We start from the raw sequence: 14,857 nt of genomic DNA on the forward strand, positions 1-14,857 counted from the left end.
GAATCACCTAACCATCAAGAGTCCACTTTATTTCTGATACATGCCCAACCCATCCAGTAGCGATTGAGCCACCTTGCAAAAGAATATCTGTAAAATACACTGTCCCAGTGCAATCTTTTACAAATAATCGAATTGTTAATTTCTTAATTTTCCCAGATCCTTTTGGAGTAATTGCATGTGCAGTTTGAGTTAAAAAAACCATTTCAAACACCTCTAATATAAATCAATAATTCTCTTTTTAATCGATCCATCTTCGTATTCAATTTCCACTTCAATCCCTACTTGCCCATTTGGCCCTTTCTCTAGATTTTCAGAACCAATTTGTGCGGATATAGTATAATTCTTTCGATTTGCTGGATATACGGTTTGATACATAGATTTCGTCATTCCCAAAACACCTTCTGCTTTAAAAGATGCATCACCGCTTGCACCATTATTCGTATCAACATTAAAACCAGAATTCACCCAGTAAGTAAATCCATCATCTGCTCTGGAGTTTCTTAAATGGTTAAACGGTACTAAATCTTTTATTTCCTGCCGATCAAGCACATCTGTGTCATGTAGCATATCTGCAGCCTTATCCCACTGGGCTGATGAATCACCTAATTCTTTTAATTTTGTCGATAATTCAATCACTGTTTTCCATGGTTCTTGCAAATTGTACTGCCTGCGTACGATACGAGTCTTCACTTGTAAATTTAATTCTTTATCGTTAACAGTAACAATATCTCCTAGATCCCACTCTTCATGTTCATAACCTGTTAGTACGGATAAGTCCATAGCAGTTAAAACATAAGACACTCTTGGCTTTGCGTATTGACCTAACCTCATATTTGCAAACTCTAACATTTGATAAGGATTGCTAAATGATGAGGCATCAAGTGTTGCAATTCGAACTTCCGATGTAAAACTATAATCTTCTACATATGCTTTGTTATTATTGATAGATGAAAATGTCATGCCATCTTTACCGTATGCGTATAATCTTGTCACTAAACTTCTTGTATCCACTGTTCTTTGAATACTTTTCATATTCTTTCTATAGCTAAATAACGCACCACTATCTTTACCGCCAAATGTCAGTAAATGAACTAAACGATTCGCACTATCAAAAATTAAATCTCCACCATGGATATTTTGCACTTCTCGTAATATAGATAATGCATTTTTCTCCTCTGATTCCCACGTCCGCTTTGTAGTTACATTCACATTTCCAACAGACCACTCCGTTCCTTCTAACGCATATTTCATCGGGACATCAGCAGTATCTGCATTAAATTCAATAGGCTGTTTGTCCGTACTAAAAGCTAAGTCATAAAAATCTGCTTCTGCATATACGTGAGTGATGATATTACCTTCTTGGCTTTTTTCATCCGTTATCGTTCGTATGCGATACACATCGTCTACGATTTGAATTTGTTTTTCGTTTTCAATACTTTCCCTTTTTAAATCATGAAAAGGAATCTTAAACTCTAAGATGTCAGCACCATTAATGTCACTTGTAACAATGACATCAAACGCATTTTCTAAAACTGCATCCCATGCTCCATTACTATCCAAAACGACAGGCCTAGCAAATCCAAGTTTTTCATAGGCAGGTTTTGGGATATCATGCAATATAACTTCTATTAGTTTCGGTGTTTTCGTTTCATCTTCTGTCGTTAAAGTAATGCGATAGCGGATATAGGCTCTATTAGGTGAAATTAATTCACCTGTTGGTCCAATTGTTTGCCACGAAGTCCAATCCTCAAGGTCATCTGATGTGGATGTTTCTACTAAACTAATCGCAGTTGTTCCAGCAATATATTCACTAGTTACTGAAACTCTACCATTGCCACCTAAACTACACTTTTTAGGTATTGTATAGAGCACACCACTACCTGGATACTTGTTATCTTCTTGCTTTAAAATAACAGCACCTGGTTCCGTTAATGCATCTACTTGGGATGCACTATCTGCACCATTTGCTTGAATAGAAGATTTAAAATATAAGTGTATATCTTCCATTGTTAACTTTGAATCTTTCTCAAAAAACCAATCATCAAAACCTCCAGCATAGTAATACGTATCTTGTAACATACCCACGACAATGTCAGCGGTACATTCTTCATTCAATACACCTGTATAATTTCTTACAGGTGATTGCCAAGTTGCCCCGTTCGACCTGTCACCGATAAAGTTTTGAATTGTTTTATCAGTCCTATTAATAACGGTTGTGATAAAATACCAACCATTATTTACAAAGCTAATACTTGGTGTCTCGGATGTATCATAAATTAATGTCCCCACGTTGTTATAAAGCATTAATCGTAGTCTACCTTGATATAAAGATATATAGAAAATTGGTTGTCCTGGTCCATTTCTTGTACTAAATATAGGAATAAATGTTTGACCGATTGAATAGGTTGTTGGATTTATCCAGCCACCGACAACAATTTTCTCCCCTAAATCAGTAAAAAAGCTACCATCATTGGTAGCGGTGAGATACGTCTTCTCACTTGTTGGATTGACAATATTCTGCCTAAAAAATCGCCCAAACTTCCCTGCCACTAAACTGGCAGATGTTCCAGACCAATTTGATATAGTAAAATGATGATTATTTGTGCCACTATCTATCAGCTGACTTTCATTTGGTTGTGATTCATTAAAACGCCATAATGCAACTGTTTCATCATGAATCGGAAACTCACCAGTAAAATCTGTTTGAGATGTTACAACCGATTTAATCGCCATAATAAAATCACCTCCATCTACTTTGACTTAATATGTGAAGTTCCGTAAATGCTGCTCCTGTACTATTTACTTTTATTTCATTACTACCAGGATATAAAACTGGAAAATTTAACTCATCTAAAACAGATAAACCATTCCGAACCGTATTTCCACTTGTATCTGTTATTTTTGCAGTTAGTAATCCACTATCAACGATTAATATTTCATTTGATGATAATGGTCCATTAACTTTTAAACTTTCGCCATTTGTGGTAACCGTTAAAAATGTTGAACTTGAACTACTGATATTTCCTTTCATTCGATATATCGGGAAAGATTCTATATTGCCTAACTCCCTTTCAACTACATGGCTACCAGTAGAATTAATCGTAAATTGCTCATCTGTAATCGCATAACCATAAGGGTCTGGACAAACAAATGTAAGTTCAAAGGAACCTGCACTTCTTAATATTCGTTCACAATCCACTTCCTCTACTAAACGTGCTAAAAAATATCTGTTTGGAATATCGTCTAGCACTAATTGTTTTAATCCTAAATTAGGGTTCAACCATTCAGCTACATCATCCAATAGATGAATTACTTCGGTAAATGAATGCTGCGGAAAAATATTACAAATGACTTTGATATATTTTTCTGATGTATCTGAACCTAGATCGGCAATTCCCATTCGACCAGGTATAACTTCAAATGCATTTCTAGGAGCGGGAGAAACTTGCCAACTAACAATTCTTGCGGTGATTTTCATGTTTTTCGAATGAACGCCATCAAATGTAAACCCCATTCATCCCACTCCTTTCTAACTTGGCACGAACCTCCCTTGTGCTCGAGACCCTGTTTGAATTAAGTTATATAATTCTTGTGAAACTTTTCTAATATCATCTTCACTTCTGACAATCATTTGTTGGATCGTAATTAATGATCCATATCCATCTTGACTTGTTGTAATACCGTTTGCCCCTAGATTCACGTTTGATTGAATGTCGAAATCTGTCGGAACTGCATCTTGTATATCCTCAGAAACTTGACTCATTGCCTTATCAAAACCAACCCCTAAACCTTGAGCCATATCATCACCAATACCAGCAAATACAGTTGATGGAGATTTAATACCAAGTAAACCTTTTACTCCACTTACAATTCCACCTACAAAATTACTGATTTTATCTTTGATCCAAGTAACCATGGAGGCAATTCCATCCCAAAGACCACGTACAATATTTCGACCGATTTCGACAATTGCAATTGCTGCTTTTCCTATTCCCGTAATTAATGCCATCACAATTTGTGGTAAAGCAGCGACCAGGGAAGGTATAGCTTTAATTATGCCAACTACTAATTGCAAAATGATACGGACCCCCATATCGATAATCATCGGTAAGTTTGAGGTAATAAAGTTAATAATTGAATTTATTATTTGTGGTAAGGCAGCTATCAATCTAGGTAAAGCTGCAACAATACCTTCAGCTAAAGCCATAATAATTCGAAGAGCCGCATTTAATATTTGTCCTAAATTATTGATTAACGTATCTACAATTAAAATGATTGCATCTATAACCGCTGGAATTAGCTGTGGCAAGGCACCTGCTATCCCATTCGCTAATGCGATAACAATTTGGATAGCCGCATTAATTAAAATAGGTAAATTTTCAATGATAAACTCCGCAACAGTTGTTACTAAATATACGACCATTTCAACTAACGGCTCGATATTCCCTACAATCGCTTCAATAATTCCTGTTAATAAAGCAATCGCACCTTCTAATAAAGGTGGCAATAAAGTAGGCAAAAGTTCTACCAATACATTCACCAGCTCTGTTAGCATTGTGGCTATCATATCAATGGCACCCGGGATATACTCTGTAATTCGATTAATTCCTTGAATTAAAAAAGATGATATTCTCTCGCCTATAGCAGTAATATCACCTTCTTGAAATCCATCATTTAATATTTCAGTTATATCTCGAACTAATTCTGTTACATCACCAACTGCTCCCTGAGCCATTTCTGCAAACTGTTCACCAATAACGATTTGTAACCCCTCATATGCTGACTTTAAACTTCGAACCGAACCTGCTAGTCCACTTTCCATCGTATCTGACATTTGTTGTGCGGCACCATCAGCATTCTCAAGTTCCTTATAAAGATTATTCATCTCATCGCCTGTTCCAGATAATAATGCATTCACACCTGCTAGATCCTGTTTATTAAAAATATTACTTAATGCATTCATCTTATCTGCTTCTGACAAACCATCTAGTTCTTTATTTAAATCAGTAAATATGTCGTTCATATCTCGAATATTCCCTGATGAATCAGTGACGCTTATACCTAAACTTTCTAACTCTTTTGCAGCAGCCGATGTGGGAGATGTCAAAGACATAATGATGTTTCTAAGTTTCGTTCCACCTTCTGCGCCTTTTATCCCGCGGTTCGCTAGGACTCCCAACATCACATTCAAAGTATCTAAATCTTGCCCAGCATTTTTCATTGTCGCTCCCGCAACAAGTATTCCTTCACCTAATTGCTGTACATCTGTGTTTGACTTTTGTGACGTCTTCGCCATTTTGTCCATGTACATGTCCATATCAGCGATTTCAAGGCCTAAAGCAGCCATGGAGTCTGTCACTAAATCGGATGCTCTTGCTAAATCCATATCTCCCGCGGCAGCAAGTGTAAGCACACCTGGAAGTGCTCCTATCGCCTGTTCTGTATCATATCCCGCTAAAGCAAGATAATTTAATGCCTCAGCTGATTCTGATGCTGAGAAACGTGTACTTGCTCCAGCATCTTTTGCTGCTTGAGATAATTTATTGAAGGCTTCTTCCCCTTCTTCACCGGCTAGTCCCATCGTTGCCTGAACTTGCTTCATGGCGTCTTCATATTCGCCATAAACATTTAAAGAGTCCTTTATAAACTTACCTGATGCAACTGCTCCTGTTCCGATTGCAGCCATTGCCGCAGCCGCTGCTTTTAAACCTGCCACCAATACTTTACCCGCAATTTCACCCGCTGTTTTTAAACCATTCACAAGTTTTTCTACTTTTTCTCGGTTAAGATTCTTTACTTCCTCTTGTGAGTCCTTCAGTTCACGTTCTAAGTTATTTAACTCTGCATTCGCATTATTTAACTGTGTTTGCCAAGACAGTGTTCTTCTATCATTTTCTCCAAAGGATTCAGCAGCATTGGCAAGGGCCTTTTCTAGCGTTGATATTTTTTCCTTTTGTGCATCAATTTCTTTATTCAATACTGCATTTCTTGCGGTTATTGCTTTAATAGATTTATCATTTCTATCGAATTCTGATGTCACTAACTTCATTTCAGAACCTAACACTCTGAAACTTTGGTTAATATCCCGTAGAGATTTCTTAAATTCTCGTTCCCCATCAACACCAATTTTAAGACCAAAATTGTCTGCCATACTGCCACCTCCTCCTAAAATAGACATAAAAATAGAACAATCTATTGATTGCTCTCAAATCATGTCCTTATATTAACGCTGTGTTGCAAAGCCTTCGTACTTTGGTTCATATTTGTAATGAAGTACCGCTTCAATCAAGCCCAATGTAAATATGCCAAGCTCAACATTCACTAAAATGTCAATCCTTCTGCAATTCTCTTTTATCCACACACCAACGTTTTCCTCAGTTATACCAAATTGCAACATATCCGGATCCCTTAATATTGATGCGGCTAACGTGCTTTGGGCTGATTTCGGATTGTAATGTTGACTTAAGAATCTAGGACCACTCTTAGAGCCGGCTTTGCCTATTTTTAAAAATCTGTCATTATACCAAAATGCATATACTCCCATCATTCCAATAGGAAACGATTTTGGTTTATGTGGTAAACCTCTATCAATAATTTCATATCCTTCTACTACAATAGGTTTACCTATCGTTTTACTCACATCCTGTATTAATGAATCAATCTCGTTGATTAGTTCCATTCAATATTCCCCCACATTCAGATATTCTGAATACTATTGTATCAGAATATTTAAATACCTAACGGAATAACATCATCAATCGATAGTTCATTTTTAGGTTTTGTGAGACCTGAGAATTGTTTGTGGATTTCCCATTGATCAAGTAAATGACCGATAGGCATCAACCAAACTTCCTGTTCAGTCCTTTTTAGCTGTGTCACGCCATAATAAATAAGTCGAGCAAACATTTCTTCATCGTTTACTCGACCACTTCGTTTTTTGTATCGGTTTCCTCCGATTCGATATGTCGTTTTGTTCCTTTAAACATTGCTTCCATAATAGCATCTTTAAAAGTTGCCATTTCAACAGGTGAAGTTAACAGTTCCACATCATCCTCTGTTAACAATTCCTTCTTTTCTTCATTTAATCGATTATGAATATGGATACTTTGGTTTGCGAGCAGGGTGATGAGCCAGACAATTTCATCTAAGGCCATCTCAAAGTTTTCAGCTTTCATTAACTTTTCACCCAAGTCTTCTAAACCACCATAACGTTTAGCAATTTCCTTCGTCGCTTTTGTTGTTAAAATTAATTCATATTCTGAACCACCAATCGAAATCTTCGCACTTCTTTCATTCGTCATAATTGATCGCTCCTTTTATCCTTCGGTTCCCGCAGCAAACACAGGTTCATACACTTCGCTATACCAACCAGTAATTATTTCTTGATTCACACCATCGTCACCTTCACTTACTTCAGCCTTCCATGGATGCTTTCCTTGGCCATCAAGTTTATTTCTACGTAAAACTGTACCTTCAATGGTTGGTGTAGAGAAAGTAATACTGTCCCCTTTTGTTGCAAGGTTTGTTGCTGGAATACCAAATTTCACTCGGTATAGCCAAAAATATCGGTATTTTCCATTTGCCTTTTTCGCCCTAAAACCAATTGCAACTGGATCACCGCCATCTTCACTTGTGGATATCAGTACATGATTATCGTCAATTGTTGCACCTGTTAAATCACTAGCCGCAGCCACACCAATATCATCAATACCAAGCGATAGTGTTCCACTTTGAAATTCTTTAATTACTTCAGCCGTACCATCATCTGCATATAAAGTTGCCTCAGCTAATTCAACAGATAATTCAGCACTAATCGCCTTTGCTAAAGGACTAGGAGTTTCATAGGTTTCATCTCCGTTTTCCCCTTCTGTTATTTTTGCATAATAAAGCCTATCAAGACCAATTGTCGCCATAAATTATTCCTCCATTTCAAATTCATAATATTTTGCTACATCAATGGCTAAATGATGGTAACCTGTATCATCTTCATGACCAATATACCTTCTATCCGTAATAACAAAGTCCGCACCCAAAAGAGTACGGACTAAACTATTTTTAATTGATGTATAATTCTTTTTTGAAAACAACGAAACCCTAACTTCTTGTACATCATACTTTGGAATATTATCTGCATGTAATTCAAACATATCAACGATTGGTGTGATTACAATGTATAAATCAGGAGCAGTATCTGAAAAGATACCTGTTTCAACTGGAATACCACATTGTTCCGCAATTTGAGTTACTTCGGCTAATACATTCATATGCTTTCCACTTCTTCTTCCAATTTTTTAATCATCGCATCCATACAAGGTTGCCTTGATGTTCTTCTTGCTGGTTTTAAAAATGGCTTTGCAGGTTGACCCGATTTTCCGTATTCGATTATATTAGCTAATTTAGCGTTGCTAACCCCATCTTTACGTGGTTCATTAAACCCTACTTTAACATTATGATTTCCTCTTCGGTCAACTAAGGCAGGTGATACTCCTAATGCAGATACCAACTCACCAGTTGATCTACTCGGAAGTTTTGTGTCCTTCCCAATAACCGAGCTTAAATTAGACTTCATTTTATCTAATACAATTTCTCCACCTGCTTCAAGAACCCTCGGAACGATTTCATCTGTTTTACTTCCCAATCTTGAAATCTTCATCAAGAATTCTTCTGGCATTTTAATATTAACTTTAGCCATCTGATGCCACCACCTTTTTTGTTAAAACCTCGATATACATATTTCTATTTTTCACATTATCAACGCTTACTATTTCATACCGTCCGTCATCACATACAATAAACATTTTCGGTTTAATGGTTAAATCGGGAATGTTTCTAAAACGAAATAACGCATTTGCTTCAGAAAAGGCTGCCCTATTTGCCCAAGTCTTACTACCAAAGCGTTCTTCTTTGTATGCTGTCACAGATGCTAGGATTCTATCGGTTTCTTCACTGAAAGACTCTTCATCTTTTACAATTTCACGTGTTACGATATCGATAAATGTACGCATTTTACCAAAACTCATACGCTATACCTTCCAATCTCTATCTAGCCTTAATAAAAGGTTGACTGTTTTCCAAACTTGCTCTCCAGCAAGTGCGCTATCTGCGAAAAATCCACCTGTACTGCCATCTCGACTTTCGTAAAAGTGTGATGCCAACATGATAACCGCTTGTTCCGTTGTCGCGGGCATATTCTCATCTAAATATGTGCCTTCTTTAATATGTTGATAACTCTCTGCATAAGAAATGGCGGCAGTGATGTACATTTCTATTAAAGCATCATCTTTATCATGTTGGAGTATTAAATTAGCCTTTACTTTTTCTAGTAATGTCATCACTTTCGCCACCTTTATTCTTCTGACATATAACCAGATATTTTTAATTTCGATAGTAATGCATTAAAATCCGCAACTAAGTCTTCTATTGTTTCTGCTGTACTATCCGATTGATTTGCCATTTTTTCATTTGAAGAAGAAGGAAGGCCAGTGACCTTCGCCCCTTCTTCAATAACAAGTTCCCCGCCAATCACCGTTTTTTCTCCGCCTTGTTCCGTATAATTCTTAGCGTTATACCCCATCGCATTCTACTCCTTTATTTATTTTTGTTGTAAGACTTTAATTGCTTCTGGCAAAATCAACTTTCCATCGACACGTTGACTTGCTAAGAAGCCGACTTGACCTGTTGTTGCAAAAAGTTCGTTTAATCGTTTGAATGAACGTCCTTGACGATCTGCAATCCAGTAGTAACCAAAGTCACCAAAAGCAATCGACTTCACGCCACTTGCAATCGTTGGTGCATAAGCTGATGTATAGATAGGACGATTCAATAAAGTATCTGGTGTACCCGCTGTTAATGATGGTTGCCATAAATATTGTCCTTGTCCATCTTTTAATTTTCTAATCGCTTTTACAGTAGCATCATTCATAATGAATACTGCATTCTTACGATATGGTGCCTTCAAAGAAAACACTAAATCAATAATCTCGTCTGCAGTAATAGCTGTAGCTGATCCAGCTGTTACCCCAAGTTCAGCACCGCCAGTAGCATTAAAGATTCCAGTCGGCTTTCCTTCTCCATTACCTACAAGGAACGCCTCTTCTTCTTTAGCACCAATTCTTCGAGCAAACTCAGTTGAGATATAGTTCTCTAAATTAAACACACTATCATTTAACAACTCATCTGAAACCTTTAACATTGTACCAAGCTTGTATGCTCCGATAGATGTTTGTCCAAATGCTGAGTCACTTTCTCCAAACTCTTCTCCCTCATCGAGCCATGCAGCAGACCCTTTCGTAGTTACAACCGGAATCTTCCTATCACCACTCGATGTTTTAACTACTTTTGCTAATTGACGAAATACGTTCTCTTCTTCTAACGTTTGAACGAGTGTACGTTCAAATTCATCTGGAACTAAAAAACCACCTTCCGAATCAGTTCCTACGGAAAGTGAGTTCATAACTTCTTGTGTCGGTGCTTTACTTCTCATTGCATTCCAAAATGCGTTTTTATATTCATCTGATGCTCGTCCTTCTTTTGATTTCATACCTGGCACAGAAGGTTTACTGATAATAGGTGTGTTTAATGGTCGATTTAACTCTGCATCTAATGCTTCTTGCCTTTCTAATCGTTGGATTTCTTTACCTAGATTCATAATATCTTCTTCCATACGATCGTACATCTGTGCATCTTCAGCTGATACTAAACCATCACTTCCTCGTTTTGTATCTAAAAATGCCTTTGCTGCCTCCCATGCTTTTGCTCTTTTCTCACGTAATTCTAAAATTTTATTCATCTTATTTCCTCCTAATATTTCAATAAATTAAGCCGCTCATAAAGCGGCTCAACTGATTGTTTTATTTGTGGTTTTTTCATTTTATTTAACAGTGAATTTGTTACAGCTTTCCTGCTAAAAACAAAACTATTCTCTACTGGACTATCTTGATTTTCATTAACAAACATCAATGTATCGGCAAATCCTAATTCAATAGCTTTATGTGCATTCAGCCATGTTTCTGCATCCATAAGATTCGATAATTTCTGTCGTGATAGACTAGTTTTTATTTCATATGCATTGATAATGCTTTCCTTTACTTCATCTAACATATGGACGGTTTTCTTCATTTCTTCACTATCGCCAATCGCAATAGTAAATGGATTGTGGATCATCATTAATGAAGTTGGTGACATTTGAACTTCTGTACCTGCCATGGCAATAACTGAAGCTGCCGATGCAGCAATGCCATCAATTTTGACAAGTACATCGCTTGGATATTCCATTAGCATGTTGTAAATCTGTGCCGCCGCTATACAATCACCTCCTGGCGAGTTAATCCACACCTCAATATCACCAGAACCTTGCATAAGTTCTTCTCTGAATTCAGCCGGTGTCACCTCATCGTCAAACCAGCTCTCTTCTGCTATTGCTCCATATAAATGAAGTGACCTTTTATTTGTGTCCTCATTCTTTATCCAATTCCAAAACTTCTTCATTTTGGCTTTCCTCCTTTTCATATTTCTTTGCAAATACACCTGCGTCTTCAAGTTTCGTCATATTTCCATTGATTAAATACGAATCACCACCAAGTTCTTCAGGTATCCGGTCAAGATTCTCCAATTCACGGATATCATTAGCACTCATCCAACCATTCTGCCTTGCGGTTGCATACCCACTCATTCGTGAGGCATAATCACCACGAAGGAGTCCATCTACATTAAATTTCACAAAGTAATCTTTTTTCTCATTCTTCGAGAATAATGCGCGACTGATTGCCTGTTCCCACCGAATAACCCAGGGGTCGAGTGTATATTTAACGAATTCTAATGATTGTTGCTCTATATTAGAAAAGCTCGATTTCTCCAAGTCACCGACCATATGAGGTGGGACCCGGAAAATTCGAGCTATCTCGTTAATCTGAAACTTTCTTGTTTCTAAAAACTGAGCCTGGTCTGGTGCAATTGCAATTTGTTGATATTTCATACCTTCTTCAAGCACTGCAACTCGGTGGGCATTGCTCGTTCCTTGGTATGCTTTATTCCAACTGTCTTTTACCCTTTGCGGGTCTTTTATTGTTCCAGGATGTTCTAACACCCCACCAGGTGCAGCTCCATTTGCGAAGAACTTGGCTCCATACTCTTCAGTAGCCATCGCTAGACCTACTGCATTTTTTGCCATTGCAATCGGTGAATAACCTACTAACCCATCAAAACCCAAGCCTGGTATATGAAGTACATCTTCGGCATTCAATACTACGGTGTTATTATCAGTAGAACCCAAACCATCAGATTCTTTCGTGTATAAATAATACAATTTACCCCGTGTATCCCTTTCAACCTGCATTTTATTAGGCATAAGCGGATATAAAGCTAGCACTTCACCTTTCCCATTTCGTATAATCTGTGCATAGGCATTCCCCCATAATAAAAGATGAGTCATTAATGTTTCTCTAAACACAAATGAACTCATCTCAGGGTTAGGTTCGTCATGAAGAAGAAAATAAAGTGAATGATCAATTGCTTTTTCTTTTCCACCTGTAGCTGTATATTCGAATAAATGTAGGGGTAACCCCGCTACCGCTTCAGCTAATATTCGGACACACGAATAAACAGCTGTCATTTGCATTGCTGTAAACTCATTGACTGTCTTTCCACTTGATGAATTACCAAAAAAGAAACTATAACTACTACCAAACATACTATTCTGTAATTTATCCCTTGGTTTAAATAGATTTGTAATCCATCTCATATAGGCCTCACCTCCTTAAGTTAAACACAAAAAAAGCACCCATCTTCCGATAGATGCCTTATTCTTTATTATTTCTTTAGATATCGCTCAGGATTTGTTCCGTCATTTCCCAAATGTTCAACGTTCTGGATTTTTCCATTAGCTACATTGTCAAATAGCCATCTTCCAAGTAATGCTGGCGGAGTATCGATAATATCCCTTAAATAAAACTCTTCACCTGATTGTTTATTATTAATTATTTCCACCATTCTTTTATACATTTCAGCATATGTATTCTTACCTAGTAGAGAACGTGTTTTACACATTTCAGCTACATTGGGAAAGCCTTCATTTGCTGCTTGGATTGATAACTCTTTAAACTCAGCGTCACTAATTGTAAATTGCACCCTAAAAGACATAATTTCACCTCCATAACAGACCTATGTTCAGACCCCTGTTCATAAGTCTATTATGTTTCTAAACTGTAAAAAAGTCAATTTTAAAATACAATTAAACCTCTGTCATCATATACAGAATTGCTATAACCACTTCTTCTTATCGCACGGTCCAATGCCATTACTGTTGCAACCGCACCATCAATTTTTTCAGTAGATTTTTCTTTATCTGGTTTAATATTTCCTGCGGGATCTGTTCGGACATGAATGTTGTCCATCATCCAACGTAAAACTGGGTGCCCACCATGTGCTAGCTTTTCTTCAAGTGTTAATTTCATCAATTCTTTTGACGATGGACTCATGTCTTTAAAACCCTGCCCAAATGGAACAACCGTAAAACCTAACCCCTCAAGGTTTTGTGTCATTTGAACTGCACCCCATCTATCAAATGCAATTTCTCTTATATTGTATTTATGACCCAATTCTTCGATAAACTTTTCAATATACGCATAATGAACAACATTTCCTTCCGTTGTTTGCATATGCCCTTGCTGCTCCCAAACATCATACGGCACTCGGTCTCTATCAACACGTTGCCTAATATTTTCTTCTGGTATCCAAAAGTAAGGTAAGATAACATACTTATCATCTTCGTATTCAGGTGGGAATATTAGTACAAACGCTGTGATGTCTGTTGTCGATGATAAATCGAGTCCCGCGTAGCACTCTCTTCCAATTAAACTTTCAGGGTCAACTGGTAATGCACACTTATCCCACTTTTCCATCGGCATCCAACGTACCGATTGTTTCACCCATTGATTTAACCTTAGTTGCCTGAACAAGTTTTCTTCTGCTGGGTTTTGTTTTGCACTTTCACACGCCTGTTCGACCTTTTCGATATCAACCGTAATTCCAAGGGATGGATTTGCTTTCTTCCAAACTTCTGGATCTGTCCAATCGTCATCTTCTTCTGCGCCGTAAATGACTGGATAAAATGTCGGGTCTATTCTACGACCTTCTAAGACATCTTTTGCTCTTTGGTGCACTTCATAACAAATAGAATGTTGGTCATTTCCAGCTGTTGTGATTAAAAAATACAGTGGTTGCTTTCGTGCATCCCCGGAACCATGGGTCATAACATCGTATAGCCTTCGGTTCGGCTGAGCATGAAGTTCATCAAACACAACACCATGTACGTTTAATCCATGTTTTGTGTATGCTTCTGCTGATAGCACTTGATAGAAACTTCCTAAAGGTTTATAAATTAATCGTTTCTGTGACAGAACTGGTTTAAATCGTGCTTTTAGTGCGGGTGATTGTTCTACCATATCAACCGCCACATCAAAAACAATTGATGCTTGTTGCCTGTCCGCAGCACATCCATACACTTCTCCACCATGTTCAAAGTCCCCACATGTTAGAAGTAAGGCAACCGCAGCGGCAAGTTCTGATTTTCCTTGTTTCTTCGCAATTTCTACATAAGCAGTATTAAATTGTCTAAAACCATTCGGCTTCATCGTCCCAAAAATATCTCGGATAATTTGTTCTTGCCAATCAATCAAATCAAAGTTTTTTCCGAACCATTCACCTTTAGTGTGTTTTAAACAATTAATAAAATTCAATGCCATATCAGCCGCATCCTTATCATAGTACGATTGTTCAGCTGTAAAAATTGTTGGTTTATATACTTCTAATCTTCGAATTGCCACCACCCCCTTTAAATAAAAACTCAATAAAAAAAAGA

The 14,857-nt window shown here is 37.3% G+C and carries 18 protein-coding genes; all 18 read right to left on the reverse strand.

The genetic code is table 11. The features are described from left to right. Nucleotides 1-7 precede the first annotated feature (7 nt). On the reverse strand, nucleotides 8-202 hold the full coding sequence (locus tag ACH6CY_RS06120; RefSeq protein ID WP_057995379.1) for a hypothetical protein: 195 nt from the start codon (nucleotides 200-202) through the stop codon (nucleotides 8-10). Nucleotides 203-213: 11 nt separating this feature from the next. Continuing rightward, entirely contained in the window at nucleotides 214-2,733 is a 2,520-nt protein-coding gene (locus tag ACH6CY_RS06125; protein WP_374066401.1) for a phage tail spike protein, read from the reverse strand. A 7-nt stretch (nucleotides 2,734-2,740) separates the two neighbouring features. Next, nucleotides 2,741-3,514 carry a distal tail protein Dit gene (locus tag ACH6CY_RS06130; protein ID WP_211651040.1) on the reverse strand — a complete coding sequence of 258 codons (774 nt, stop codon included), beginning with the start codon at nucleotides 3,512-3,514 and terminating at the stop codon, nucleotides 2,741-2,743. Between the two features lie 15 nt (nucleotides 3,515-3,529). Beyond that, complete coding sequence (locus ACH6CY_RS06135) at nucleotides 3,530-6,151, reverse strand: phage tail tape measure protein (RefSeq protein WP_374066402.1); 2,622 nt, start codon at nucleotides 6,149-6,151, stop codon at nucleotides 3,530-3,532. Nucleotides 6,152-6,223: 72 nt separating this feature from the next. Then, nucleotides 6,224-6,679, reverse strand: a complete 456-nt coding sequence (locus ACH6CY_RS06140) for a hypothetical protein (protein ID WP_374066403.1) — start codon at nucleotides 6,677-6,679, stop codon at nucleotides 6,224-6,226. A gap of 50 nt (nucleotides 6,680-6,729) precedes the next feature. Next, nucleotides 6,730-6,906 (reverse strand): hypothetical protein, encoded by a 177-nt coding sequence (locus ACH6CY_RS06145; RefSeq protein ID WP_320378185.1) that lies wholly within the window; start codon nucleotides 6,904-6,906, stop codon nucleotides 6,730-6,732. 11 nt (nucleotides 6,907-6,917) lie between these two features. Continuing rightward, nucleotides 6,918-7,301 (reverse strand): hypothetical protein, encoded by a 384-nt coding sequence (locus ACH6CY_RS06150; protein WP_342293148.1) that lies wholly within the window; start codon nucleotides 7,299-7,301, stop codon nucleotides 6,918-6,920. Between the two features lie 15 nt (nucleotides 7,302-7,316). Continuing rightward, nucleotides 7,317-7,913 (reverse strand): major tail protein, encoded by a 597-nt coding sequence (locus ACH6CY_RS06155; RefSeq protein WP_374066404.1) that lies wholly within the window; start codon nucleotides 7,911-7,913, stop codon nucleotides 7,317-7,319. Nucleotides 7,914-7,916: 3 nt separating this feature from the next. Then, entirely contained in the window at nucleotides 7,917-8,264 is a 348-nt protein-coding gene (locus tag ACH6CY_RS06160) for a hypothetical protein (protein WP_123317344.1), read from the reverse strand. Continuing rightward, nucleotides 8,261-8,692 carry an HK97-gp10 family putative phage morphogenesis protein gene (locus ACH6CY_RS06165; RefSeq protein ID WP_061114367.1) on the reverse strand — a complete coding sequence of 144 codons (432 nt, stop codon included), beginning with the start codon at nucleotides 8,690-8,692 and terminating at the stop codon, nucleotides 8,261-8,263. The genes ACH6CY_RS06160 and ACH6CY_RS06165 overlap by 4 nt, the downstream gene beginning before the upstream one ends. Beyond that, nucleotides 8,685-9,020, reverse strand: a complete 336-nt coding sequence (locus ACH6CY_RS06170) for a head-tail adaptor protein (RefSeq protein ID WP_317944103.1) — start codon at nucleotides 9,018-9,020, stop codon at nucleotides 8,685-8,687. Before ACH6CY_RS06170 ends, ACH6CY_RS06165 begins: the two co-directional genes overlap by 8 nt. Before the next feature lie 3 nt (nucleotides 9,021-9,023). After that, nucleotides 9,024-9,332: a head-tail connector protein gene (locus ACH6CY_RS06175; protein WP_061114369.1), complete on the reverse strand. Its 309-nt coding sequence runs from the start codon at nucleotides 9,330-9,332 to the stop codon at nucleotides 9,024-9,026. Between the two features lie 14 nt (nucleotides 9,333-9,346). Next, nucleotides 9,347-9,574 carry a Head fiber protein gene (locus ACH6CY_RS06180; protein WP_374066405.1) on the reverse strand — a complete coding sequence of 76 codons (228 nt, stop codon included), beginning with the start codon at nucleotides 9,572-9,574 and terminating at the stop codon, nucleotides 9,347-9,349. Nucleotides 9,575-9,592: 18 nt separating this feature from the next. Further along, on the reverse strand, nucleotides 9,593-10,789 hold the full coding sequence (locus tag ACH6CY_RS06185; protein ID WP_374066407.1) for a phage major capsid protein: 1,197 nt from the start codon (nucleotides 10,787-10,789) through the stop codon (nucleotides 9,593-9,595). 11 nt (nucleotides 10,790-10,800) lie between these two features. Then, a complete protein-coding gene (locus tag ACH6CY_RS06190; RefSeq protein ID WP_374066408.1) occupies nucleotides 10,801-11,487 on the reverse strand; it encodes a head maturation protease, ClpP-related in 687 nt (228 codons plus the stop codon). Then, nucleotides 11,456-12,739 (reverse strand): phage portal protein, encoded by a 1,284-nt coding sequence (locus ACH6CY_RS06195; protein WP_374066409.1) that lies wholly within the window; start codon nucleotides 12,737-12,739, stop codon nucleotides 11,456-11,458. Before ACH6CY_RS06195 ends, ACH6CY_RS06190 begins: the two co-directional genes overlap by 32 nt. A gap of 68 nt (nucleotides 12,740-12,807) precedes the next feature. Further along, complete coding sequence (locus ACH6CY_RS06200) at nucleotides 12,808-13,137, reverse strand: hypothetical protein (RefSeq protein WP_374066411.1); 330 nt, start codon at nucleotides 13,135-13,137, stop codon at nucleotides 12,808-12,810. A gap of 80 nt (nucleotides 13,138-13,217) precedes the next feature. Beyond that, entirely contained in the window at nucleotides 13,218-14,816 is a 1,599-nt protein-coding gene (locus ACH6CY_RS06205) for a terminase large subunit (RefSeq protein WP_374066503.1), read from the reverse strand. Nucleotides 14,817-14,857 lie beyond the last annotated feature (41 nt).

Source organism: Paraliobacillus sp. JSM ZJ581 (genome assembly GCF_044383835.1).
Taxonomy (GTDB): Bacteria; Bacillota; Bacilli; order Bacillales; family Amphibacillaceae; genus Paraliobacillus.

Excerpts from the sequence above, each read along its gene's own strand:
- ACH6CY_RS06185 (WP_374066407.1), bottom strand. The coding sequence starts at position 10,789 with ATGAATAAAATTTTAGAATTACGTGAGAAAAGAGCAAAAGCATGGGAG.
- ACH6CY_RS06150 (WP_342293148.1), bottom strand. The coding sequence starts at position 7,301 with ATGACGAATGAAAGAAGTGCGAAGATTTCGATTGGTGGTTCAGAATAT.
- ACH6CY_RS06165 (WP_061114367.1), bottom strand. The coding sequence starts at position 8,692 with ATGGCTAAAGTTAATATTAAAATGCCAGAAGAATTCTTGATGAAGATT.
- ACH6CY_RS06195 (WP_374066409.1), bottom strand. The coding sequence starts at position 12,739 with ATGAGATGGATTACAAATCTATTTAAACCAAGGGATAAATTACAGAAT.
- ACH6CY_RS06190 (WP_374066408.1), bottom strand. The coding sequence starts at position 11,487 with ATGAAGAAGTTTTGGAATTGGATAAAGAATGAGGACACAAATAAAAGG.
- ACH6CY_RS06125 (WP_374066401.1), bottom strand. The coding sequence starts at position 2,733 with ATGGCGATTAAATCGGTTGTAACATCTCAAACAGATTTTACTGGTGAG.
- ACH6CY_RS06200 (WP_374066411.1), bottom strand. The coding sequence starts at position 13,137 with ATGTCTTTTAGGGTGCAATTTACAATTAGTGACGCTGAGTTTAAAGAG.
- ACH6CY_RS06170 (WP_317944103.1), bottom strand. The coding sequence starts at position 9,020 with ATGAGTTTTGGTAAAATGCGTACATTTATCGATATCGTAACACGTGAA.
- ACH6CY_RS06140 (WP_374066403.1), bottom strand. The coding sequence starts at position 6,679 with ATGGAACTAATCAACGAGATTGATTCATTAATACAGGATGTGAGTAAA.
- ACH6CY_RS06135 (WP_374066402.1), bottom strand. The coding sequence starts at position 6,151 with ATGGCAGACAATTTTGGTCTTAAAATTGGTGTTGATGGGGAACGAGAA.
- ACH6CY_RS06180 (WP_374066405.1), bottom strand. The coding sequence starts at position 9,574 with ATGGGGTATAACGCTAAGAATTATACGGAACAAGGCGGAGAAAAAACG.
- ACH6CY_RS06130 (WP_211651040.1), bottom strand. The coding sequence starts at position 3,514 with ATGGGGTTTACATTTGATGGCGTTCATTCGAAAAACATGAAAATCACC.
- ACH6CY_RS06155 (WP_374066404.1), bottom strand. The coding sequence starts at position 7,913 with ATGGCGACAATTGGTCTTGATAGGCTTTATTATGCAAAAATAACAGAA.
- ACH6CY_RS06145 (WP_320378185.1), bottom strand. The coding sequence starts at position 6,906 with ATGTTTGCTCGACTTATTTATTATGGCGTGACACAGCTAAAAAGGACT.
- ACH6CY_RS06160 (WP_123317344.1), bottom strand. The coding sequence starts at position 8,264 with ATGAATGTATTAGCCGAAGTAACTCAAATTGCGGAACAATGTGGTATT.
- ACH6CY_RS06120 (WP_057995379.1), bottom strand. The coding sequence starts at position 202 with ATGGTTTTTTTAACTCAAACTGCACATGCAATTACTCCAAAAGGATCT.
- ACH6CY_RS06175 (WP_061114369.1), bottom strand. The coding sequence starts at position 9,332 with ATGACATTACTAGAAAAAGTAAAGGCTAATTTAATACTCCAACATGAT.